We start from the raw sequence: 22,494 nt of genomic DNA on the forward strand, positions 1-22,494 counted from the left end.
CCGAATCCCCGACGGCGGCGGACATCGCAAGCTCGGCCGCGCGATCGGAAAGCGGCACAACAAGAAACAGGGCCGCGGTTACTCCTACGTCCATCACGCCGTCGACGATCACAGCCGGCTCGCGTATTCGGAGATCCTCGGTGACGAACGCAAAGAAACCGCCTCGGGGTTCTTCGAGCGCGCCAAAGCCTACTTCGCAGCCCATGACATCACGATCGCGCGTGTGCTGACCGACAACGGATCCTGTTACCGCTCAACACTGTTCGCGCAGACCCTAGGCCCTGGAATCAAGCACAAACGAACCAGGCCGTATCGGCCGCAGACCAACGGCAAAGTCGAACGATTCAACCGAACCCTCAACCAGGAATGGGCCTACGCGAACACCTACCTCTCCGACGAAGCCAGAGCGGCGACCTACCAAGACTGGATCCATCACTACAATCACCACCGACCCCACACCGGCATCGGCGGCAAGTCACCCATCGAGCGACTGACCGTCCACAACGTCCCCGGGAAGAACAACTAGCCGGTGAGTTTTCGCTCGTACCGGGGTCCACCCCAGCATGACGACACAGACAGTTTCCGTTCCCGGTGCGACCCTGACGTACGACGTGATCGGCGAACTCGAGCCCGGGGTCACTCCCTTGGTACTGATCGGCTCACCGATGGATGCGAGCGGGTTCGGGACGTTGGCATCGCACTTCCGCGACCGAGTGGTCGTCACGTACGACCCGAGAAATGTCGGACGCAGTCGACGAGACGACACGACCGCCGCGGTCACCTCCGGCCAACATGCCGACGACCTGCACGCAGTGCTCACCGCCGTCGGCCATGGGCCTGTGGATGTGTTCGCCTCGAGCGGGGGTGCGGTCAATGCGCTGGTACTCGTCAGCAGGTACACGTCCGATGTCCGGACGTTGGTGGCCCACGAACCACCCGCCGGAGGCACCCTGCCGGACCGCGAGAACATCGCGACCGTGTGCGCAAACATGGTGGCCGCATACGACGCTCACGGCCGCGGTCCGGCCATGGCCCAGTTCATGGCGTTGCTCATGCACGCAGGCCCCATCGACAACACGTTCTTCGATCGCCCGGCACCGGACCCGGCGCAGTTCGGCTTCTCGGCCGAGGACGACGGAACCCGCGACGACGCCCTGATGTCAACATGCGAGGCGGCGGAGTCGATTTCGCGCCCGACGTCGACGCGGTGCGTGCTGCTCCCACCACGGTCGTGATCGGAGTCGGCGAAGAATCCGGCGGTCCCGAGGACGGTCACATCGCCGCTCGCGCAGCATATTCCACTGCATCGACCCTCGGATCGGAGCCGATCGTTTTTCCCGGTGGCCACTCGGGCTTCCTCGGCGGTGAATTCGGTCAGATGGGAAAGCCGACCGAATTTGCCGAAAAACTTCGGAAAGTATTGAGCTGAAGAAGCTTTCGTCCTACAGAACCAGGAGCAATCATGGGCCTCATCACGTTGGAGCTGTTCGCCACCCTCGACCTCGTCGCGCAATCACCCGGAAGCCCAGAGGAAGACCCCGAGAACTTTCCCTTCGGCGGCTGGCAGGCTCCTCTGCTCGACCAGGTTTCGGGGGCGCAGGTCGCCGCCGCTTACGAGGGCACGGATGCGCTCCTGCTCGGGCGGCGCACCTACGACATCTTCGCCGCGTACTGGCCGCACCAACACGATTCGCTCGCAACGTTGTTCAACACGATCCCGAAATACGTGGCCTCCCGCGGCACACCCGATCTGCTGTGGAACGGTTCGACCCAGCTCGGACCGGACCTGGCCGGAGCCGTGCGTGAGATCCGAGATCGACACGACAATATCAAGGTGGTCGGAAGTCTCGATCTGGTGCAGACCCTGTTGCGCGAGAAGCTCTTCGATCGACTCGATCTGTGGGTGCATCCCATCCTTCTCGGAATGGGAAAGAAGGTGTTCGCCGACGGCACCGTGCCCAGCAATCTGACGCTGCTCGAGCCACCGGCCGTCGACGGCAAGGGCACCGTCTACCTGCGGTACGGCCTCGACACCGGGACCCCGGACGTCGGCAACATGGACGACGTACTGACCGACTAGATCGGAGGGCAATTCACTTCTTCTGCCGTCGGCTCCCGCCGTGCCAATCCTGTTGCACGCCAACCTCGTCCTCCGTCACCCCCAGTGCCTTCAACTGGGGGAGCTCACGCATACTGCGCTTCATCTCGGCAAATCCAGGGAATCGTGCGAGTCCGATCACGTTGTCCCACAGCGGTACTGCTTCTTCGTCGCTGGGTAGTCGGCTGATCACCGGGCCGAAGAATGCGACACCGTCCGGCGGCTCGAAAGCGATGATGGGTGTGCCGACGTCCTTTCCGGTCAGCGACAGTGCATGATCGGTTTCGGCCCGGATCTCGTCGTCGATCGTCGAATCATCCAGTGCTGCAGTGTGATGGGTGGGCAGCCCGACTTCCTCGAGGATCGGCCCGAGGAATGCCGCGGTGCCGCGATGTCCGTGGCTCGCTGCGTCGTCGGGCACGATCTCGGTATCGAATATGTGGGTGCCGAGCGCCTCGTACAGCGGCCCGACAGCGTCCGACCCATGCTCACGACGAACAGAGGCAGCGGCCCGCAACAGTCGCAGACCCGCGGTGTGGCCGGCCTCGTACTCGGGTGGGAAATGGGCGTCGTAGTCGATATGGGAGTTGAGCAGGCGCAGCGAGATGAACCGCCAGTCGACGGTGTAGTCGCGCTGGGCCTGAACCTTGCGAACCCATTTGCTGGTCATCCACGCGAACGGGCATACCGGATCGAAATAGAAATCGATATCGGACATCAGGGGACTCTCCTTGTGGGGCGTAGGTTCCGTGCGTTCATTTCTCACCCAGCAGAGCCGAGCGTTGTTCGGTGACCACCGCACGAATTGCGTCGATCACCGCCGACACTTCGGGTCGTCTGAGAGTTTCGGTGCGGGTGACGAGCCAGTAGGTCAGGGTCACCGCGATGGCGTCGGGCAGGATTCGTTGCAGGTCGGGGTGTCGGTCGGCCATGAAACACGGCAACAATCCGATGCCCGCCGAGGCTCGGGTGGCCTCGACGTGGACGAAGACGTTGGTCGACGTCACCGATTCGCGCATCGTCGGAGTGAAGTTGGGGGCCAGATCCAGATCGTCGACGTGCAGCATCGAGTCGATGAAATAGATGAACGGATGCGCGGCGAGGTCGGCCGGCACCTGCGGTGTGCCGTGCTCGTCCACGTAGGTCTGCGACGCGTACAGACCCAGCACGTAGTCGCCGAGTCTGATGGCCTCCGCCCGATGCACCTGCGGTTGTCCGACGACGATCTCGATGTCCAATCCGGACCGTTGCCTCGACGCACGTCTGGTGGTCGCGACGATCTCCACCGACACCAGCGGATGAGTGCGTTGCACGCGAGCAGCAGCAGGAGCTGCGATGTAGGCACTGAAACCGTCCGTGGCCGAAATGCGTACGACGCCCTTCAGCGCACCCGCGTCGCTCGAGACCAGCGTCTGCAGCGCATTCTCGACGGCCTCGGCAGCGGCCAGTGCGCCGTGCCCCAGTTGAGTCAGTTCCCAACCTCCGCCGGCGCGGGTGAGCACCCGTCCGCCGAGGGTGTCCTCGAGTGCGGCGATGCGTCGGGAGATGGTCGTGTGGTTGATACCGAGGTCGTCGGCAGCGGAGCTGTAGCGTCCCGTTCGACTGACGGCGAGCAGGACCAGCAGGTCGTCGGCACTGGGAACCTTCCCGTCACCGCGTGTCATGTGTGCAGTTTTGCAGATCGAACCTGCGTCCATGCCTCTTGCGCAGAAAAAGATCTGCACCAATACTCAGACCAACCCCGCTACATGTGTGGTCTGTCACAAACACGAGCACGCAGTGCCGAGCAACACAGGAGAAGCTATGAGCGTCGACCAACCGCTGGCAGAAAGGTCCGAGCCGGACCCCGATGCCACCCCCACCGGCTTGAAGAAGGTCGTCGGAGCATCGATGGCCGGCACCATCGTCGAGTGGTACGAGTTCTTTCTCTACGGAACCGCCGCCACACTGGTGTTCAGCAAGATCTTCTTCGCGGCCGGAACCAGTGAGCTCGACGCCATCCTCGCGGCCTTCGTCACCTACGCCGTCGGCTTCGTCGCACGACCCCTGGGCGGCATCGTCTTCGGACACTACGGCGACAAATACGGCCGAAAGAAGCTGCTGCAGTTCAGCCTCGTCCTCGTCGGCGGAGCCACGTTCCTCATGGGCTGCCTACCGACATTCGAGGCCATCGGCTACTGGGCCCCGGCACTGCTGGTCACCCTGCGATTCATTCAGGGCTTCGCCGTCGGCGGCGAATGGGGCGGCGCGGTTCTCCTTGTCGCAGAACACAGCCCGAACAAGAGCCGCGGATTCTGGGCCAGCTGGCCGCAGGCAGGCGTGCCCGCCGGTAACCTCCTCGCCACCGTCGCACTGCTCGTCCTGACGACAACCCTGTCCGACGAAGCGTTCCTCAGCTGGGGCTGGCGCGTCGCGTTCTGGCTCTCTGCCGTCATCGTTTTCGTCGGCTACTACATCCGTACCAAGGTCTCCGACGCCCCGATCTTCATCGAGGCACACAAGCAGGCCGAGGTCATCAAGGCCGCGTCGTACGGCGTCTTCGAGGTCGTCAAGCGTTACCCGCGCGGCGTATTCACCGCAATGGGCCTGCGCTTCGGTGAGAACGTCATGTACTACCTCGTCGTCACCTTCTCCATCACGTACCTCAAGGTGGAGGTGGGCACCGACACCAGCACGATCCTGTGGTGGATGCTCATCGCCCACGCGATCCACTTCTGCACAATTCCGTTGGTGGGCAGGCTCGCCGACCGCATCGGCCGCCGTCCGGTGTACTTCGCCGGTGCCCTCACCGCGGCAACGTGGGGCTTCTTCGCCTTCCCGATGATGAACAGCGGCCACAACGTCGTGATCCTGCTGGCCATCATCATCGGTCTGATGTTCCACGCCTTCATGTACGCCACGCAGCCGGCCATCATGGCCGAGATGTTCCCGACGCGGATGCGGTATTCCGGTGTGTCCCTCGGCTATCAGGTCACCTCGATCGTCGCCGGCTCGCTGGCCCCGATCATCGCGGTGAAGCTGCTCGACATCTACGGCTCGTCCGTGCCCATCGCGGTGTACCTGGCCGTGGCCTGCGCGATCACCGTGGTTGCCGTCATCGTAGCCAGGGAGACAAAGGGATTGGCGCTCGAAAGCATCGACATCGCCGACGCCAAGAACCTGGCCACCGAAGCCGAGCTGGCCAAGGCCGGTCTGCTCGATCCGAGTGTAAAGCGGTGACCGACCTGACCGGACGCTCCGCCCTCGTCACCGGGGGAGCGTCCGGCATCGGGGCCGCGTGCGCGCGTGAGCTCGCCGGCCGCGGTGCCCGCGTCACCATCGCCGACGTGAACGACGTCGCAGCAAAGGAATTGGCGGCCGAGCTCGACGGCGAGGTGTGGTCGGTCGATCTGCTCGACACCGCCGCACTGGACGACCTTCGGCTCGACGTCGACATCCTGGTGAACAACGCGGGTATCCAAACCGTCGCACCGATCGTCGACTTCGACCCGGGCGCGTTCCGTCGAATTCAGACGCTGATGGTCGAGGCACCGTTCCTGCTGATTCGTGCGGCGCTGCCTGGGATGTACGCACGCAGGTTCGGCCGAGTCATCAATCTGTCGTCGGTGCACGGACTGCGCGCGTCGGAGTTCAAGGTCGCCTACGTCACCGCCAAACACGCACTCGAAGGACTGTCGAAAGTGACAGCCCTCGAGGGTGCCGCGCACGGCGTGACGAGCAACTGCGTCAACCCGGGATACGTCCGCACACCGCTGGTCGAAAAACAGATCGCCGATCAAGCCAAGGCGCACGACATCCCCGAGGACGAAGTACTCGAAAAGGTGCTGCTGACCGAGGCCGCCATCAAAAGACTCGTCGAACCCGCCGAAGTCGCCTCACTGGTGGGATGGCTGACCTCCGAGAACGCAGGAATGGTCACCGGGGCGTCGTACACCATGGATGGTGGTTGGTCGGCTCGTTAGGTTCGGTGCCGCCCGTCTGGTGCGCCCCCACTTTGGGATCAATGTGGGTTTCTGTCGCTCAGATTGCAACAAAGTCGCATTCATCCGGATCGGGTCGCCGCACCCCACCGGATGAATGCGGCTTTGTTGCACTCAGACGGACTCGAACGCCCATTGATCCGGAGACGGGTGGGCTGATCGGGAGACGGGTGGGCGCGAGCCGGAGCACCCCTCCCTGAACAGCAAGAAGCCCCCGTGACAGGTCACGGGGGCTTCTTTGGCGGAGGATAGGGGATTTGAACCCCTGAGGGCGTTAACCCAACCCGCGTTCCAGGCGAGCGCCATAGGCCACTAGGCGAATCCTCCGTGGGGGAGCTTACCCGGTTACCCCCACCAACTCCCAAATCGGGAGGCGCGAAGGGTGGTGATGCGTTGCCCGACGGGAGGCGGCTACACTTCCTAACGGATCCCGCGCGGCGCGCATCCTGTGAACTCCCCCAGGGCCGGAAGGCAGCAAGGGTCAATGGGCTCTGCCGGGTGCGCGGGGTCCCCTTTATTTCAGTGACATAGACACTGTCCGGGGAACCCAGTCACCGAGAGGCCGCTCCGCATGCCAGCGCAAACCCAGTTGGGTCTGATGAACCATGAGGAGCTCGCCTCCGAGCACGAGCGGCAGAGCGCGAAGTACACGCAGCTCAAAGCCGAGGATCTGAAGCTGGATCTCACCCGCGGCAAGCCGTCTCCCGAGCAGCTCGATCTCGCTGCCGATCTGTTGACGCTCCCCGGCGCGGACTACAAGGACGGCAACGGCACCGATTGCCGCAACTACGGTGGCCTCGCGGGTCTGCCGGAACTGCGTGCCATTTTCGGCGAGTTGCTCGGCATCCCGGTGAAGAACCTGGTGGCCGGTAACAACGCCAGCCTCGAAATCATGCAGGACCTGGTGGTCTGGGCTCTGCTGCATGGTCTATCGGATTCGCCGCGCCCGTGGTCGGCGGAGCCGAACGTTCGCTTCCTGTGCCCGGCCCCCGGCTACGACCGGCATTTCGCCATCACCGAGAGCTTCGGCATCGAGATGATTCCGGTTCCGATGGGTCCCGACGGACCCGATGTGCACGAGATCGCCAACTTGGTGGCGTCGGATCCGCAGATCAAGGGCATGTGGGTGGTGCCGAACTACGCGAACCCCACCGGAGCCGTCTACTCGGAGGAAGTCGTTCGCGCGCTGGCCACCATGCCGGCTGCTGCGCCTGATTTCCGTCTGTTCTGGGACAACGCCTACGCGGTGCATCCGCTGACCGAGGAGTTCGCGCCGTCCTATGACGTCATCGGGATTGCGGCGGAGGCCGGTTTCCCCAATCGCGCGTTCGTGTTCGCCTCGACGTCGAAGGTCACGTTCGCCGGTGCGGGCGTCAGCTTCTTCGGCAGTTCCGAGGAGAACCTTGCCTGGTATCAGAAGCACCTCGGTAAGAAGAGCATCGGACCGGACAAGCTCAACCAGCTACGGCACCTGCGTTTCTTCGGTGACGCCGAGGGGGTGCGGGCGCACATGGCCAAGCATCGCGAGATCCTGAAGCCCAAGTTCGCGCTGGTGCAGCAGATCCTCGAGGACCGGCTCGGTGCGTCGAAGATCGCGTCGTGGACCGAGCCCAAGGGTGGCTACTTCATCAGCCTCGACGTGCTCGAGGGCACGGCGGCTCGGTCGATCGCGCTGGCCAAGGACGCCGGAATTGCTCTGACGGCAGCCGGCTCGGCCTTCCCGTACGGAAAAGATCCGGAAGACAAGAACATTCGCCTCGCCCCGAGCTTCCCGTCGCTCGGTGAGCTGGAGAAGTCTATGGACGGCGTCGCGACCTGCGTTCTGCTGGCCGCGACGGAGAAGCTGCTCGAAGGCTGAACGCATGTGAGTGGAAACTCGTAGCAGGCTACGCGTTTCCACTCACATGCGGCGAAGCCGCTCTCAGTGCCCGACGACGACCGCACCTTCGGGGGCGGTGGGCAACGGCCCCTTCTTCAGCAGCGTGGCCGAGAGCACCGCGCCCAGTAGGAAGATGCCCGACGCCCACCAGAAGGTGGTCGTGTAGCTGGCGATTTCGGCGTTTGCCTGCAGCAGTGCTGCATCGGTTGCCGTTGCCATGTTGGAGCTGACATAGCTGGTGGCTGCGTTGGCTGCCACCGTGCTCAGCAACGCGGTACCGATCGAGCCACCCACCTGCTGCATCGTGTTCACCGTGGCCGACGCGACGCCGGAGTCGTCCGGGTTCACGCCCGAGATCGCGCCCTGCATGGCCGGGGCCATGGTGGCACCGAGGCCGAGACCCATGATGATCAGGCCGGGCAGGATGTGCGTGACGTAGCTGCTGTTCAGATCGATTTGGGTGAGCAGGCCCATTCCGATCGACGCCACGATCAGGCCGGTCGTCATGAGGATGCGCGGTCCGAACCGGGGGAGGATCAGCGCCGTCGAGAGCGTCGCGGTGAGGATCAGCGACGCGATCATCGGCATGAACGCGAACCCGGTGGTGATCGGGGTGTACTTCAGCGTGCTCTGCAGGTAGTACGTGAGGAACAGGAACACTGCGAACATGCCGGCACCGGTGACGAACACCGCGAGGAAGGATCCCGCCCGGGTGCGATTCATGACGATGCGTAGTGGCAGCAACGGGTGCTCGACGCGATTCTGAATGGTCACGAACACCGCGAGGAGCACGACACCTGCGGCGAGGAAGCCCAGGGTGACGGGATTGCTCCAGCCGTCGGACTCCGCGTGGGCGAAGCCGTAGACGATCGAGAACAGCGCAGCGGAGACGGCGATCGTGCCGGGGATGTCGAGCTTGGGTCGGACGTCGACCTTGTGCTTGGCCAGGAACAGGAAGGCTCCGACGAAGGCGAGCGCGGCGAAGATCAGGTTGACGTACAGGCTCCAGCGCCAGTTGGCCCACTCGGTGAGCATGCCGCCGAGCAGTAGACCCAGTGCGCCGCCGCCGCCTGCGATGGCACCGAAGATGCCGAAGGCCTTGGCGCGTTCCTTGGTGTCGGTGAAGGTGGTCGCCAGCAGTGACAGAGCCGCGGGTGCCAGCAGTGCGCCGAAGACGCCCTGACCGGCGCGGGCGGCGACAAGCATGCCGAAGTTGACGGCCGCGCCGCCCACTGCGGACATCAACGCGAAGCCGACGAGACCGATGAGGAAGGTGTTGCGTCGTCCGAACAGGTCGCTCAGGCGTCCACCGAGCAGTAGCAGGCTGCCGAATGCGAGTGCATAGGAGGTGACCACCCAGGAGCGGTCGGCGTTGTCGAAGCCCAGATCGAGCTGGGCGGCAGGCAGTGCGATGTTCACGATGGTCGCGTCGAGCACGACCATGAGTTGCGCCAGTCCGAGCGTCGCAAGAATCAGCCAACGATTGCGATACGCGCGATCGTCGACCGGCGAAATGGTCGACGCGTCGCCCACGTTCTCCGATGAAAGGGTGGTCATGGTGTCCTCGGTTCGACTATGCGGAGGTGTATCCTCCGGTTGTAGAGCGAAGGTAGCAGCTAAGTGGAGGAATGTCCTCCGCTTATCGGGTGAAACGGACATCGAATGAGTGTGAGAGCGGACACAGGGGCGTCGAAACCTCTGCGCGCGGATGCCGAACGCAATCGACGCCGCATCGTCGACGCAGCCCGCGAGCTGTTCGCATCACGCGGTATCGACATCACCCTCGACGACGTCGCCGCGCACGCCAAGGTGGGCGTCGGTACCGTCTACCGGCGCTTTTCCTGCAAGGAAGAACTGATCGACGGCGTCTTCGAGCAGCGCCTCGAGGGCATGCTCGCCAGTGCCGAGCGCGCCCTCGACACCGACGATGCCTGGGCTGGACTGGTCGGTTTCCTCTCCGACGTGTGCGAGGAGATGGCCTCCGATCGAGGCCTCGGGGACGTGGTGCTCGGATCCGACGAAGGGTGCCGCGGCATCGCCGAGGTGCGTCGGCGCATCGACCCGTTCTTCGCGAGAATCGTCGATCGCGCCATCGAATCAGGTCAGCTGCGTCCCGATGTTGCTGTCACCGACTTCTATCCGGTGCTGGGCATGATCGGCTCGACCGTCGATTTCTCGAGCACGGTCGATCCCGCCAACTGGCGTCGGTATTTCGCCGTGGTGCTGGACGGCCTGCGCGGCGACGCGGTGCCGCGTTCTGCACTTCCCGGCCGTCCTTTCACGGACGCGGAAGTCGACACCGCCAAGGCGGCGATGCATCGCCGTCGTCGCTGACTGGTGAATCGTCCAACTCTGCTCTGTACGTTGTGTGCGTCGTCACGTAAGGTGCCTCACGGTAAGTGCTACGCGGGGTAGCGCACACCTGTTGTCAGGTGTTCAGAAGTTGGGGGTTCGATTTTGCGTTCGACGCGTGTCTTCGGTTCGGCCGTTGCAGTAGCGGCAATGTTCATGGGGGTGACTGCACCGGCTGCGACGGCCGCTCCGTCCACCGGTTCGACGGTCGAATCCGACTTCTACGTACCGCCGAGCCCACTGCCCGCGGGTACGCCGGGTGACGTGATTCGTTCCGAGCCTTCGCATCTCGCATTGTCGGTACCCGGAATCGGCGGACCGCTTCCCGGTGCCGCCACTCGAATCATGTACCGCAGCAGCGACTCCAACAACGACGCCAATGCCGTCACCGGCACTTACATCGACCCGGCCGCTCCGTGGACCGGGCCGGGTCCGCGTCCGCTCGTGGTGCTGGCCCCGGGCACGCAGGGACAGGGCGATCAATGCGCGCCGTCCAAGATGCTCAACAACGTCATCACCTACACCCCGCCGCTCGGATTCATGGTCGAGTACGAGGTGCTCGCCGCGTATTCCTTGTTGTCCCAGGGATACGGCGTCGTCATCACCGACTACGAAGGTCTCGGCACCCCCGGCGCCCACACCTATGTGAACCGGGCATCGGAAGCTCACGCAGTGCTCGACGCGGCCCGCGCGGCCCAGAAACTGCAGGGCACCAAGATTTCCGCGGACGGACCGGTGGCCGCGTACGGCTACTCGCAGGGTGGTGGCGCGGCCGCTGCCGCAGCAGAACTGGCGGATGAGTACGCACCGGAGATGAACCTCGTCGGTACCTATGCGGGCGCACCTCCGGCAGATCTGAAGGCCACGCTCGAGCAGGTCGACGGCACCATCCTCACCGGCGTCATCGGATACACCCTCAACGGACTGCTCAACTCCGACCCCGGTCTGCAGCCGATCCTCGACGAGAACATCAACGACGCCGGCAGGGCCATGCTGAATTTGGTGGCGAATCAGTGTGTGGGAGAAACGATTCTGAACGTCGGACTGCACCGTACCAACGAGTACACCAAAACCGGGGAGCCGCTGTCGGTGGTGTTGGACAGGTTGCCCGTCGCCCAGGAAATCCTGGCCAAGAACAAGATCGGTGAGCGTACGCCGAATGCCCCGGTACTGATCCAGTCCGGTACCTCCGACGACATCGTGCCCCACGGTCAGGCCGTCGAACTGGCCGGCGACTGGTGCGGCAAGGGTGCAACAGTGCAGCTCAGTTCCGCGCAGGTCCCGGCTATCGTGCCGGGTTCCGGTGCCGGGCATCTGATCCCGGACATCCTCGGTCTCGGCGAAGCTCAGAGCTGGATCAAGGATCGCTTCTACGGAGTGCCCGCCCCGTCGAATTGCTGATCGGCAACCGATGATCGAACGGCCCGCGCTCACCGAGCGCGGGCCGTTCGGTGTTCCCTCCCATGTCGGCCATCGATTCGTGTTCAGCAGGCATGACCGACGTCACACCGTCGAGTTCTCCAACGAGCCCACAGCGGTGTGAGGGTGTAGAAGGATGCGCAGCAGGGTACTGCCCTGCAATGCCCTGAGGTTGGGCTGTCGAGCGGTTGGGGTGAGTGAACATGCGGGACAGTTACACGGAGGCGCTCGACACGTTGGCGTCGGAGCTGTCCGAAATGTCGAGAATCGCGGAACGAGCGATGGCTGACGCCACGCGCGCGCTGCTCACCGCCGACATCGTGCTCGCCGAGCAGACGATCGAGTACCGCGAAGAGATCGACACTCTCGCCGTCGAATGGGAACACGAGGCCTTCGCCTTCCTCGCTCGACAGTCACCGGTTGCCCACGATCTGCGCCGTGTCGTGTCCGGGATCAACATCGTGGCCGACCTCCAGCGCATGGGTGGGCTTGCGGTGCACATCGCCGAGCTGGCCCGCCGCCGTCACCCCGCACACGTGCTCCCGCCCGAGGTCGAGGGCGTGTTCACCGAGATGGGTCGGGTAGCCATCGCACAAGCGGAGGCGACCCAACGAGTGCTCGAGACGCGGGACGCCGAACTCGCCGCGAGTCTGCGAACGCAGGACGAGGAGATGGACGCTCTGCACCGCAGCCTGTTCATGTTGACCTCCGCGCCCGACTGGCCGCACGGTGTACCGGCCGCCGTCGACATCACGTTGCTCGGCCGCTTCTACGAGCGGTATTCCGACCACACTGTCGAGGTCGCGAAGCGGGTCATCTTCCTGGTGACCGGAGCGCGCCCCACCGACGAGTCTTAGTCTGCGAGAACCGCTCGGAGATGGCAGGATCGGCACGATGAAACGTGACGTCTCCGCGTACCTCGATGTCGATGTGACCGAGGCCAGCACCCTCGAGTTCCAGATCGCGATCGCTCCGCACCCAGGAACCGAAGTGTGGGAAGCACTCTCGTTCACACTCGACGGCCAGCCCGTCGAAGCGCAGGAAATCAGCGGCGCGCACGGCACCCGCATCCACAAGCTGCACGCCGACGTCGGCGAGCTCGAAGCGTCGTACTCGGCGACGATCTACGGCAACACCGACCCGGCACCGGTGTCCGATTACGACCTGTCGCTGTATCTGCGGCCGAGCCGCTACGCCGAGGCAGACAAGTTCTTCGGTTTCGCCGCAACGGAATTCGGCTCGTACCCGCCGTCGGAGAAGCTTCTCGCCGAGGTGTCGTCCTGGGTCGGAGCTCGGCTGAGCTACGTTCCCGGAAGCAGCGACCCCATCGACGGCGCCGTCGACACCCTCCTCGCCGGTGCCGGAGTGTGCCGCGACTACACCCACCTCGTCGTCGCACTGCTCCGCGCAGTGAACGTGCCCGCTCGACTCGTGGCCGTGTACGCGCCGGGCTGCGATCCGATGGACTTCCACGCAGTTGCCGAAGCCTTCGTCGAAGGACAATGGCGAGTGGTCGACGCCACCTGCCTCGCGCCGCGATCGACCCTGGTGCGCATCGCAACCGGACGCGACGCAGCCGACACCGCCTTCCTCGACAATCACGGCGGATCGATCATCCTCAATAGCGCCGTCGTCGGAGCCGTCGTGGATGGGCCGCTGCCCTTCGACGACATCACCCAGTTGGTGTCGATCACCTGACCCTGTCGCGGCGAGGCGCGTTAGGCTGCGGCCCGTGCGAATGTCGTTGCGGCGTGGTGGTGTGTGGCCCGATGTGATCGTCGTCGGCGCTGTGGTTGTCGTCGGTGTCGTGTTCGCAGGGCTTACTCACCAGCCGATGGGGCAGTCGGAAATGGGTTATGGCAGTGAGCCTGTCGAATACCCCGTGGACATCCCAGGGTGCGCATCGGTAGAGCCGCCCGAGGAAGATCAGTTCTACGAAGTGATCGTGAGCCGTGACTACGACGACCCCTCCTACCCGTGGTTGACGTCGAAAAAGGCGAACTCGATGTCGATCGCAGTGCGCAAAGCACTTCCCTCTCAGGTCGACGTCGTTGCTGGTTCGACGTTCTGGTCCGGCGGTGATCCGCTGATTTTTCAGCCGGTTGCCAGCGCGGACGGAGCGTATGACCCCGGCACCTCCGCGGACGGCATAGTGTCTCGCGACGGTGTCGAAGGTTCGCTGATGGTCAATGTGACCCGCGTCGACGACGGTCCCAAGCCATGCCAGGCCGGGTGGCTGGACGCTCGCGAGATTCTCTCCGACGGAACCGTCGTCGACACCAGGGACACCTGGGATGAATTCGACGGGGATCGCACCCATTCGAATATCGTGCGCGTGTACGCACCCGATAATTCCGTCGTCGTTGCGTCATCATCGGACCGGAACGCTAATTACGTGTCCACCGGTTCCGTGCCACTGTCGATCGAGGAGTTGCGCACGATAGCGCTGCGGCCGGAGTTGCTCTGGTCTGCACCGGTTCCGGAGGGAACTCTCCCACTTCCAATTTCGTGCGACACCAATTCCGAGGGTGCAGGGCAGTTCTCGCCGGAGGCCGTCGATCGCCTCAATGCCTCCCTGGACGAGTTCTGGCGAGCGGCCGAGATGCCAGTGGAACTCGACAGACCGCTGGGCTCGATGCGAACTGCCCCTTCTGGATCGGCCGGCGCGTGCGGAGCCGTGCTGGCCGACGACGGCACCCTGATGATCAGGGTGATCGACGCGGACTACGGGCCCGCCGAGAATCCATGGGGTGCGGTGACATTGCCGGACGGTTCGGAATTTCGCGACGACAACCCCGGCGCGAGTGCAATGACTCTCGACGGTGATCCGATCGAGGACGTCACGTTGGTCAAACCGTCGGGCACCCGAGTGGACGTGCAGATCGCGGCATCGGAAACCGACGTGGACCGGCCGCTTCTGCAGGCTATCGCGTTGGTGGTAGCCGGTTCGGTCGACTGAGAATCGTGATCTTCATTGCCGGATTCATGATCGTGGTGGTGGTATCGATTGCGGCTGTTCGTTCACGTGACGGCTTGTGCATGGCCGCCGTCACGCTGGTGTGGCTCCCCCTCGGCATTGCTTTCCTGACCATTTGGGCGTTCAGCTATCGGTGGGCAAACCAATCAGGTTGTCGCGAAGCCTTTCCCGAGTATTTCGGGTACCGGCCGCCGGATTACGAGGTGGAGCCGTTTCCCGTCGAGGACCGGCAGACGTGGTGGCCTCTCGGTCGAGAATGCGTCGGCCGCGACTCCGATACCGGCACCGTGATCGTCGAGCACACTGGCTGGGTAACAACGATGATCGTGTACCCAGCCTTGACCTGTGCGGTGGTCGCACTGGCTGTCGTCGTAGTAAGACTGTCTGCTCTCGGGCGACGCGCCGGCCGTGCGCGGTCGTGAGCTCCTGACGTGTCCGCCGGCCTGCACGGCGAACTGTATTGGTTTGATCGGGCGGGTTCTCGAGAGAATCCGCGGGCTTGTCACTGCCGCCTCGCGCGCCACTGAACCGGCTTGTGGGAGCAATCGTCATCCGCTGTAGATGGCGCGTGGCAGGATCGAGGCCATGTCTCGCACTCTGAACCTCGTCGGCGATCCGGAGGCCGATGCATTGCTCGCCGAGGATCCGTTCGCGCTCTTGATCGGCATGCTTCTCGATCAGCAGGTGCCGATGGAATCCGCCTTCGCCGGGCCGAAGAAGCTCGTCGACCGCCTCGGTGATCTGAAAGTCGATACCGTCGCCGACGCCGATCCGGACGACTTCGCCGCATTGTGCGCGCAGACCCCGGCCGTGCATCGTTTTCCCGGCTCGATGGCCAAGCGCATCCAGGGACTCGCCGCATTTCTCGTCGAGAACTACGACGGCAAGCCGCAGGAAATCTGGACCCGCGACGACCCCGACGGTGCCGAGGTTCTGAAGCGTCTCAAAGCACTTCCCGGCTATGGCGACCAGAAGGCGCGCATCTTCCTCGCGCTGCTCGGCAAGCAGATGGGCGTGACGCCCGACGGGTGGCGAAAGGCTGCCGGAGCGTACGGCGACGAGGGTGCACGTCGATCCATCGCCGATGTCGTCGACGAGAAGTCCCTGCTCGAGGTACGCGAATTCAAGAAGGCAGCGAAAGCGGCAGCCAAGAATAAATAAGTCTGTCGGTGCCCGTCGGTACGTTGTGGCAGAACTTGCACCGGGGGGACGAGATGACCGAGAAGATCGGAACGTACGAGGGGTGGCTGGCCTCGCTCGACGAGGACGCACTGACGGATCTGCTGCGGCGTCGACCGGACGTGGCGACCGACCCGCCACCCCGCTCGTTCGGGTTGCTCGCGCAACTCCTCGGTTCGCCCTGGCGGGTGGCGGCGTTACCTCGAAAACTCGACAGAGGTGCGCTCGACCTGCTCGAGTTGTTCGCGCTCATGGAGGAGCTCAGCCGCGCCGAGATCGGCCACTGGACGGGCGAGGGAATCTCGAACGAGACGGCGCATATCGATACGGCCCTGAACACGCTGATGGCCTACGGCCTGATCTGGCCGCACACGGCAGAGGGCTCGGACGCGGTCGAGTACCGCCCCGTCGATCTGTCCGGAGTGTTCTCGCACCCGTTCGGACTTGCCCGTAGGCAGCGAAAGTTGTTCTTGCACTGCGCCGTCGAGCCGGACCGACTTGCTTTGCTGACCCGCCTCGGAGTCGACTCCTCGCTCGATCGAGCCGAACGCGCCGACACCGTCGCGGCCGCGATGACCCCCGAACGTATCCGAGCCTTGTTCGACGACGGCCCGCCCGAAATGCGAGAGATGTTGTCTCGCTTCGTCGATGGACAACCGGCGTCATTGATCTTCGATGTGCCGCCGACCGCAGGTACGGCCGCCTTCGAGCGCGGGTTGCTGTTTCGATTGGACGGGCATCGCGTTGAGATGCCGTTGGAAGTGAGCATCGCGCTGCGAGGAGACGGGTGGCGATTGCCCATCGAGCTCAGGCCGCCGGAATTCGCCACTCGTGTTCTGTCGCAAAATGACTCGCGGCGAGCGCGCTCCATCGCCTTGCTGCAGTTCTGTGAGCACACGCAGGCGTTGTTGACGGCAATCGACACCGATGGCCTGGCAATGATGAAGACCGGTGGCATCAGCGCCAAAGAACTCCGTGCGCTGACTTCTCGTCTGGGATTCGCCGACGAGCATCACACCGCGTTGATGCTGATGCTGGCGCGCGAAGCCGGGTTGCTCGCCGACCGGGGAAAGACCGGCGTCGCATTGACCTCGACCTACGAAACCTGGTCGACGAGCTCGCGATCCGAGCAAGCGGCAGCATTGTTGGCCGCGTGGTGGTGCTCGCCCTTCACGCCGACCCATCGGGTGCCGAGATCCTCCCAGAAGACCTCGCCGGTACTCAAGAAGATGCTCGACGATCCCGCGGCCGCAGACGTGCGCTCGACGGCCTTGGCGGCTCTTCTGCGCCTCGGCGGATCCGACAGCCCGCCGCCGGTGTTGTCCGATCCCGACGAATTCGCCCGCTACCTCGAGTGGCATATCCCGGTGGTCTCGACGAGCGCCGGGCCCGGCCACGTGCGCGCACTCTGGGCCGAGGCCACCCGTCTCGGAGTTCTGGTCGATGGCGCACCGACCGATCTGTGTGCCACCCTGACGGACTTCCGGGTGGGCCGAGACGGCGATCCGCGCCAGATCGCCTCTTCGCTGGCAACGCAGCTACAAGATCTGGCCGACTGGGTGCCGTTCTCGGTGCGCCTGCTGCCCGATTCGACCGCAGTGGTCACCGGGCCGCCGAGCACCGAGGTGGCGTCGATACTCGGTGCGGCCGCGCAACCCGAGTCGCGGGAAGTGGCGTCGGTCTGGCGGTTCACCCCGGCGACGATCCGCAGCTTCTTCGACACCGGCGGTACCGGGGAGGAGTTGATCGACGCCCTCGCCGAGATGGCCGACACCGACGTTCCCCAAGCCCTGGCTTACACGATCCGAGACTGTTGGCGCACCTACGGAGCACTGGCCGTGCGCAAGATCCCGTGTGCCATCGTCTCCGAGGACGTCGTACTGCTGACGAACATCGAGACGGACGAGGCATTGGCGGTGCTGAAGTTCCAGCGGCTCGCGCCGACGGTCCTGATCAGTTCTGCCACACCCATCGACACTCTCGCGGTGCTGCGCAGGCACGGATACTCCCCGGTGCGACATTCCGACACCGGCCGGCTCGAGCTGGCCAGCGCGACCAAGGTCCGCGCCAACACCACCCGCACCCCGCACCCGAGCGCACCCGCAGCACCAGTTCGACGCGAATCACGCGAGCTGGCACAGCTGCTGCGGACGGGCGACTCCGGCACCGTCGACGACGCGCGGGTGCGTTCCGCACTCGGCAGGCACAGCAGACTGCTGCCACGGGAGCTCGATGCGCTGACCGACGCCACAGCGCGCGGCGCACCCGTCTCGATCGACTATCAGAACTCCAAAGGCGCAATCGTGCGGCACGCGATCTCGGACGCGCTGCAGGACGGCAACTGGCTACTCGCGCTGTCGACGTCCACCGGCACCCGGGAAAGCTTCGCGATCATGAACATCAGAGCGGTGTCCGTCGGTCCACACTGATGCACGATGCAACCGAGCCGTGGGTTCCATCGCGCACACCGACGCGCGATGCAACTGAACCATTGGTTCCATCGCGCACACCGACGCGCGATGCAACTCTGTCGTCGGTCGCCGGTACCCTTTCGGGCGTGGCCCTCTACCGGAAGTACCGTCCCGCGACGTTCGCCGAAGTCGTCGGTCAGGAGCACGTCACCGAACCGATCAGCGTGGCGCTCGATTCCAACAGAATCAACCACGCCTATCTCTTCTCAGGCCCTCGTGGCTGCGGAAAGACGTCCTCGGCGCGCATCCTCGCCCGATCGCTGAACTGCGCCGAAGGACCGACCTCCACCCCCTGCGGTGTGTGCAACTCCTGCGTCGCTCTGGCACCGGGCGGGCCCGGCAACTTCGACGTCGTCGAGATGGACGCAGCCAGCCACGGTGGCGTCGACGATGCACGCGACCTTCGAGACAAAGCCGTGTACGCTCCGGCCGAGTCGCGCTACGTCATCTTCATCATCGACGAGGCGCACATGGTCACCCCGGCCGGCTTCAACGCGCTACTCAAGGTCGTCGAGGAACCGCCGGAGCACCTGGTCTTCATCTTCGCGACCACCGAGCCCGAGAAGGTGCTCCCCACCATCCGCTCGCGAACCCACCACTACCCGTTCCGACTGCTCGCGCCGTCGACGATGCGCGGCCTGCTCGAGAAGATCTGTGGTCAGGAACAGGTACCGGTCGAGGACGCGGTCTATCCACTCGTCATCCGCGCGGGTGGCGGCTCGCCGCGTGACTCGCTGTCGGTCATGGACCAGTTGCTGGCCGGAGCCGGACCGGAAGGCGTCACCTACCCGCGAGCTCTGTCGCTGCTCGGCGTCACCGACGTCGCGCTGATCGACGAGGCCGTCGACGCCCTGGCCGCGGGAGACGGCGGCGCACTGTTCGGCACCGTCGACAAGGTGATGGACGCGGGCCACGACCCACGTCGCTTCGCCATCGACCTCCTCGATCGCATGCGAGACCTGATCCTGATGAAGGCCGTACCCGACGCCGGTGAACGTGGCCTGGTCGACGTGCCGGGCGACGTCCTCGAACGGCTCCGCGACGAGGCGGACCTGCTCGGCTCGGCGACGCTGACTCGCTACGCCGAAATCGTGCACTCGGGCCTCGGCGAAATGCGAGGGGCCACCGCGCCGCGCCTGCTGCTCGAAGTGATGTGCGCACGGATGCTGCTGCCCTCGGCCTCCGATGCGGAATCGGCTGTACTGCAGAGGCTCGAACGCGTCGAACGTCGCCTGGACGTCACTCTCCCTGCCGGTGAGCAGGCGGCAGTGGCACAGGCAGCCGCAGACCCGACACGACCACAGCTGCCCGCGACCGACGAGCCTGCGCCCTCCGGCCCGCCCCCGGTGAACAAATTCCAGCGACCGTCCCAACGACAGCCGGCCGCCGAGTCCGCACCCGCGGCACCACCAGCCCCCGCTCCAGCACCGGCGCCTGCGCCTGTCGCGGCACCCGAACCCATGGCGGTCCCGGAACCGTCTTCGGTGCCAGAGCCTGCAGCCCCCGAGCCGGCTCCCACACCCGAACCGGTCCCGACACCCGAACCGGCTCCGACACCCGAACCGGCTCCGACACCCGAACCGGCTCCGACACCCGAGCCGGTCCCGACACCCGAGCCAGCTCCGACACCCGAGCCAGCTCCGACACCCGAACCGGAACCCGCGCCCGCACCGGTCACGACTTCCGCTGCAGCGCAACAGCATTCGGAACCATCGCTCTCTCACGAGGATTTTCCGCCGGAGCCCGAGCCCGAGCCCGAGGACGAGTACGGCCCGGAACCCGAGCCGGTGTACGAATCCGAACCCGAGCCTGTCGCGGCACCCGCGGCTGCCTCCAACGAGCCCGATGCGGCGGCCGTCCGCGCAGTGTGGTCCGAGGTGCGAACCAAGGTACGAGAGCGAAGCAGGACCGTCGAGGTGATGTTGTCCGGTGCGTCGGTACGCACCGTCGAGAACGGCACCATCACTCTGGGCCACGATTCGGCACCGCTGGCGAAGCGTCTCGAAGAACCCCGCAATGCAGACGTCATTCGGGATGCGTTGCGTGACGTGTTCGGCGTCGAATGGTCGGTGGTCTGTCTGGTGGGTGCTGCGGCACCACCGGAACCGTCATCAGCAAAAAAAGATGAACCGGCAGCGAAACCCGCGTCGCTGCCGAAGTTCTCGAGGCCGAGCCAGGCAGGGGCTCCCCGTCCGACGTCGGACGGTTTCGGTTCAGCGGGCGATGGATCGGACGCAGATATTCCGATGCCCGAGGCCCCGGACTATCCGGATGATCCCGAGCCGGTAGGTCCGCCGCCTCCGGAGACGCCGGAGGACGAGGAAGAACTGCTCAAGGCCGCGGCCGAACCCGCGGACCCGTCGGTTCGTCGGGACCCGGAAACGGTCGCCATGGAGCTGCTGGTGAGCGAACTCGGAGCGGTACCGCTCAAGGAGATCTGAGGCTCAAGCGAGCGTGAGATCGTCGGTGTCGACGAATACCAACCGGCCGCTGTCGAGAGCGACGGCCCAACGCTTGGCGACGGCCCAGTCCCGCGAGGTGCTGTCGGTCGCTTGGACTCCGAAGTCGTCGACGATCGCGCCGGTCTCGTAGGCGTCGGATCCAGAACTGTCGGCTCCGGACTTGTCGTCGTTGCGAGTGCGTACCTTGACGCGAGCGCCCACGGTCGGTTCGTTGTCGGTTTCCATGGTCGGTCTTCTTTCGCCTTCGGTCGATCTGACGCATCGTAATTTCCCATGACGGGGTTGTTCAAACCTGAACCGCATCGTGGGTCATGCGAAACGCTCGTTTCGGTCCTTATGTCGGATCGGTATGCCAACTTACTGTGGCATGAGCTGAGGTCTGTCATGGCCTCGCACCGACGCGATCGGCCGGCACGGCGATCGCGACAAGATCGAGTATGTGGAAGGAACTGCGCGCTGTGACTACAGAGGCATTCATTTACGAGGCCATCAGGACTCCCCGAGGTAAAGGAAAGAACGGCTCCCTGCATTCGGTGAAGCCGATTTCCTTGGTGACCGGGCTGATCGACGAGCTTCGTCGACGTTTCCCCGACATGGACGAGAACCGAATCTCCGACCTCATCCTGGGCGTGGTCTCGCCCGTCGGAGATCAGGGTGCCGACATCGCCCGCACGGCCGTGCTCGCAGCCAAGATGCCCGACACCGTCGGCGGCTTCCAGCTCAACCGCTTCTGCGCGTCGGGCCTCGAGGCCGTCAACCTGGCCGCGCAGAAGGTGCGCTCGGGCTGGGACGAACTGGTTGTCGCGGGCGGCGTCGAGTCGATGTCTCGCGTGCCGATGGGCAGTGACGGCGGCGCATGGGCCATGGACCCGGCCACCAACTACGACACCTACTTCGCCCCGCAGGGCATCGGGGCCGACCTGATCGCCACCATCGAAGGATTCACCCGAGAGGACGTCGACGCGTATGCCGTCCAGTCCCAGGAGCGCGCCGCAGCGGCGTGGTCCGGTGGCTACTTCGCCAAGTCCGTCGTTCCGGTCACCGACCAGAACGGTCTGCTGATCCTCGATCAGGACGAGCACATGCGTCCGGGCAGCACCGTCGAGTCGCTCGGCAAGCTGAACCCGGCATTCACCGGTATCGCGGCCATGGGCGGGTTCGACGACGTGGCGCTGCAGAAGTACCACTGGATCGAGAAGATCGATCACGTCCACACCGGCGGAAACAGCTCCGGCATCGTCGACGGCGCAGCCCTCGTCCTCGTCGGCAGCGAGCAGGCGGGCAAGGACCTGAACATGGTCCCGCGCGCCCGCATCGTCGCGACGGCCACCAGTGGCGCCGACACGACCATCATGCTGACCGGACCGACCCCGGCGTCGAAGAAGGTTCTCGCCACCGCGGGACTGACCGTCGACGACATCGATCTGTTCGAGCTCAACGAGGCTTTCGCTTCCGTGGTGCTGCGTTTCCAGAAGGATCTGAAGATCCCGAACGAGAAGCTCAACGTCAACGGCGGCGCGATCGCCATGGGCCACCCGCTCGGTGCCACCGGAGCCATGATCACCGGCACCGTGCTCGACGAGCTCGAGCGCCGCGGCGGCCGGTACGCCTTGATCACCCTGTGCATCGGCGGCGGCATGGGCGTTGCCACCATCATCGAGCGAGTCTGAGGTAGAA

At 64.7% G+C, this 22,494-nt stretch carries 21 protein-coding genes, 1 tRNA gene and 1 other RNA gene; 18 read left to right on the forward strand and 5 right to left on the reverse strand.

The genetic code is table 11. From position 1 onward, the window contains the following. The 4 genes from CH266_RS04535 to CH266_RS04545 form a co-directional block, all read left to right on the forward strand. On the forward strand, positions 1–526 hold a 526-nt coding region (locus tag CH266_RS04535; protein ID WP_141214493.1), incomplete at its 5' end, for an integrase core domain-containing protein. A gap of 37 nt (positions 527–563) precedes the next feature. Then, positions 564–1,235: an alpha/beta fold hydrolase gene (locus tag CH266_RS04540; protein WP_255175843.1), complete on the forward strand. Its 672-nt coding sequence runs from the start codon at positions 564–566 to the stop codon at positions 1,233–1,235. Beyond that, positions 1,208–1,429 (forward strand): hypothetical protein, encoded by a 222-nt coding sequence (locus CH266_RS25780; protein ID WP_255175844.1) that lies wholly within the window; start codon positions 1,208–1,210, stop codon positions 1,427–1,429. Before CH266_RS04540 ends, CH266_RS25780 begins: the two co-directional genes overlap by 28 nt. 33 nt (positions 1,430–1,462) lie before the next feature. Further along, positions 1,463–2,080, forward strand: coding sequence for a dihydrofolate reductase family protein (locus CH266_RS04545; RefSeq protein ID WP_094714840.1), 618 nt, complete (start codon positions 1,463–1,465; stop codon positions 2,078–2,080). A gap of 13 nt (positions 2,081–2,093) precedes the next feature. On the opposite strand, the gene CH266_RS04550 is transcribed toward CH266_RS04545, so the two are convergent. Next, positions 2,094–2,816, reverse strand: coding sequence for a mycothiol-dependent nitroreductase Rv2466c family protein (locus CH266_RS04550; RefSeq protein ID WP_032369271.1), 723 nt, complete (start codon positions 2,814–2,816; stop codon positions 2,094–2,096). 37 nt (positions 2,817–2,853) lie between these two features. Next, positions 2,854–3,762: a LysR family transcriptional regulator gene (locus CH266_RS04555; protein WP_094644222.1), complete on the reverse strand. Its 909-nt coding sequence runs from the start codon at positions 3,760–3,762 to the stop codon at positions 2,854–2,856. A gap of 139 nt (positions 3,763–3,901) precedes the next feature. Here CH266_RS04555 and CH266_RS04560 point away from each other — a divergent pair, with 139 nt between their 5' ends. Both CH266_RS04560 and CH266_RS04565 read left to right on the forward strand, forming a co-directional pair. After that, complete coding sequence (locus CH266_RS04560; RefSeq protein WP_032387980.1) at positions 3,902–5,317, forward strand: MFS transporter; 1,416 nt, start codon at positions 3,902–3,904, stop codon at positions 5,315–5,317. Further along, positions 5,314–6,060 carry a 3-hydroxybutyrate dehydrogenase gene (locus CH266_RS04565; RefSeq protein ID WP_032369274.1) on the forward strand — a complete coding sequence of 249 codons (747 nt, stop codon included), beginning with the start codon at positions 5,314–5,316 and terminating at the stop codon, positions 6,058–6,060. The genes CH266_RS04560 and CH266_RS04565 overlap by 4 nt, the downstream gene beginning before the upstream one ends. Positions 6,061–6,317: 257 nt before the next feature. Here the strand turns inward: CH266_RS04565 and CH266_RS04570 are convergent. After that, positions 6,318–6,405: transfer RNA gene (locus CH266_RS04570), tRNA-Ser, on the reverse strand. A 95-nt stretch (positions 6,406–6,500) separates the two neighbouring features. Here CH266_RS04570 and ffs point away from each other — a divergent pair. Continuing rightward, positions 6,501–6,595: signal recognition particle sRNA small type (gene ffs / locus CH266_RS04575), an RNA gene on the forward strand. 54 nt (positions 6,596–6,649) lie between these two features. Beyond that, positions 6,650–7,936, forward strand: a complete 1,287-nt coding sequence (locus CH266_RS04580) for an aminotransferase class I/II-fold pyridoxal phosphate-dependent enzyme (RefSeq protein WP_094714841.1) — start codon at positions 6,650–6,652, stop codon at positions 7,934–7,936. Between the two features lie 63 nt (positions 7,937–7,999). Here the strand turns inward: CH266_RS04580 and CH266_RS04585 are convergent, their stop codons facing one another. Continuing rightward, positions 8,000–9,514 carry a DHA2 family efflux MFS transporter permease subunit gene (locus CH266_RS04585; RefSeq protein ID WP_094714842.1) on the reverse strand — a complete coding sequence of 505 codons (1,515 nt, stop codon included), beginning with the start codon at positions 9,512–9,514 and terminating at the stop codon, positions 8,000–8,002. 105 nt (positions 9,515–9,619) lie between these two features. On the opposite strand from CH266_RS04585, the gene CH266_RS04590 reads away from it, so the two are divergent. From CH266_RS04590 to CH266_RS04630, 9 genes are all read left to right on the forward strand, one after another. Next, on the forward strand, positions 9,620–10,291 hold the full coding sequence (locus CH266_RS04590) for a TetR/AcrR family transcriptional regulator (RefSeq protein ID WP_094714843.1): 672 nt from the start codon (positions 9,620–9,622) through the stop codon (positions 10,289–10,291). A gap of 174 nt (positions 10,292–10,465) precedes the next feature. Then, complete coding sequence (locus CH266_RS04595; protein WP_255175847.1) at positions 10,466–11,710, forward strand: lipase family protein; 1,245 nt, start codon at positions 10,466–10,468, stop codon at positions 11,708–11,710. 221 nt (positions 11,711–11,931) lie between these two features. Beyond that, a complete protein-coding gene (phoU, locus tag CH266_RS04600; protein WP_027494559.1) occupies positions 11,932–12,585 on the forward strand; it encodes a phosphate signaling complex protein PhoU in 654 nt (217 codons plus the stop codon). Between the two features lie 37 nt (positions 12,586–12,622). Then, positions 12,623–13,426, forward strand: coding sequence for a transglutaminase-like domain-containing protein (locus CH266_RS04605; RefSeq protein ID WP_094714845.1), 804 nt, complete (start codon positions 12,623–12,625; stop codon positions 13,424–13,426). A gap of 34 nt (positions 13,427–13,460) precedes the next feature. Then, positions 13,461–14,687, forward strand: coding sequence for a hypothetical protein (locus tag CH266_RS04610; protein WP_141214494.1), 1,227 nt, complete (start codon positions 13,461–13,463; stop codon positions 14,685–14,687). 5 nt (positions 14,688–14,692) lie between these two features. Then, positions 14,693–15,127, forward strand: coding sequence for a hypothetical protein (locus tag CH266_RS04615; RefSeq protein ID WP_094714847.1), 435 nt, complete (start codon positions 14,693–14,695; stop codon positions 15,125–15,127). Between the two features lie 163 nt (positions 15,128–15,290). Further along, entirely contained in the window at positions 15,291–15,866 is a 576-nt protein-coding gene (locus tag CH266_RS04620; RefSeq protein ID WP_027494555.1) for an HhH-GPD-type base excision DNA repair protein, read from the forward strand. 53 nt (positions 15,867–15,919) lie between these two features. Next, positions 15,920–18,313 carry a helicase-associated domain-containing protein gene (locus CH266_RS04625; RefSeq protein ID WP_094733033.1) on the forward strand — a complete coding sequence of 798 codons (2,394 nt, stop codon included), beginning with the start codon at positions 15,920–15,922 and terminating at the stop codon, positions 18,311–18,313. A gap of 128 nt (positions 18,314–18,441) precedes the next feature. Beyond that, the gene (locus tag CH266_RS04630; RefSeq protein ID WP_094714863.1) at positions 18,442–20,796 is read left to right on the forward strand and encodes a DNA polymerase III subunit gamma and tau; all 2,355 of its coding nucleotides are present in this window, start codon (positions 18,442–18,444) and stop codon (positions 20,794–20,796) included. 3 nt (positions 20,797–20,799) lie between these two features. Here CH266_RS04630 and CH266_RS04635 read toward each other — a convergent pair whose 3' ends face one another. Beyond that, entirely contained in the window at positions 20,800–21,042 is a 243-nt protein-coding gene (locus CH266_RS04635) for a hypothetical protein (RefSeq protein ID WP_027494552.1), read from the reverse strand. 233 nt (positions 21,043–21,275) lie between these two features. Here CH266_RS04635 and CH266_RS04640 point away from each other — a divergent pair, with 233 nt between their 5' ends. Beyond that, a complete protein-coding gene (locus CH266_RS04640) occupies positions 21,276–22,487 on the forward strand; it encodes an acetyl-CoA C-acetyltransferase (RefSeq protein ID WP_027494551.1) in 1,212 nt (403 codons plus the stop codon). Positions 22,488–22,494 lie beyond the last annotated feature (7 nt).

The organism is Rhodococcus sp. 06-1474-1B, from assembly GCF_002258885.1.
GTDB classification, from domain to species: domain Bacteria; phylum Actinomycetota; class Actinomycetes; order Mycobacteriales; family Mycobacteriaceae; genus Rhodococcoides; species Rhodococcoides fascians.

Bases quoted from the DNA above. Each gene is read 5' to 3' on its own strand.
- CH266_RS04635 (WP_027494552.1), bottom strand. From the start codon at position 21,042: ATGGAAACCGACAACGAACCGACCGTGGGCGCTCGCGTCAAGGTACGC.
- CH266_RS04580 (WP_094714841.1), top strand. From the start codon at position 6,650: ATGCCAGCGCAAACCCAGTTGGGTCTGATGAACCATGAGGAGCTCGCC.
- CH266_RS04595 (WP_255175847.1), top strand. From the start codon at position 10,466: ATGGGGGTGACTGCACCGGCTGCGACGGCCGCTCCGTCCACCGGTTCG.
- CH266_RS04550 (WP_032369271.1), bottom strand. From the start codon at position 2,816: ATGTCCGATATCGATTTCTATTTCGATCCGGTATGCCCGTTCGCGTGG.
- CH266_RS04560 (WP_032387980.1), top strand. From the start codon at position 3,902: ATGAGCGTCGACCAACCGCTGGCAGAAAGGTCCGAGCCGGACCCCGAT.
- phoU (WP_027494559.1), top strand. From the start codon at position 11,932: ATGCGGGACAGTTACACGGAGGCGCTCGACACGTTGGCGTCGGAGCTG.
- CH266_RS04585 (WP_094714842.1), bottom strand. From the start codon at position 9,514: ATGACCACCCTTTCATCGGAGAACGTGGGCGACGCGTCGACCATTTCG.
- CH266_RS04620 (WP_027494555.1), top strand. From the start codon at position 15,291: ATGTCTCGCACTCTGAACCTCGTCGGCGATCCGGAGGCCGATGCATTG.
- CH266_RS04605 (WP_094714845.1), top strand. From the start codon at position 12,623: ATGAAACGTGACGTCTCCGCGTACCTCGATGTCGATGTGACCGAGGCC.
- CH266_RS04590 (WP_094714843.1), top strand. From the start codon at position 9,620: ATGAGTGTGAGAGCGGACACAGGGGCGTCGAAACCTCTGCGCGCGGAT.
- CH266_RS04545 (WP_094714840.1), top strand. From the start codon at position 1,463: ATGGGCCTCATCACGTTGGAGCTGTTCGCCACCCTCGACCTCGTCGCG.
- CH266_RS04625 (WP_094733033.1), top strand. From the start codon at position 15,920: ATGACCGAGAAGATCGGAACGTACGAGGGGTGGCTGGCCTCGCTCGAC.
- CH266_RS04555 (WP_094644222.1), bottom strand. From the start codon at position 3,762: ATGACACGCGGTGACGGGAAGGTTCCCAGTGCCGACGACCTGCTGGTC.
- CH266_RS04540 (WP_255175843.1), top strand. From the start codon at position 564: ATGACGACACAGACAGTTTCCGTTCCCGGTGCGACCCTGACGTACGAC.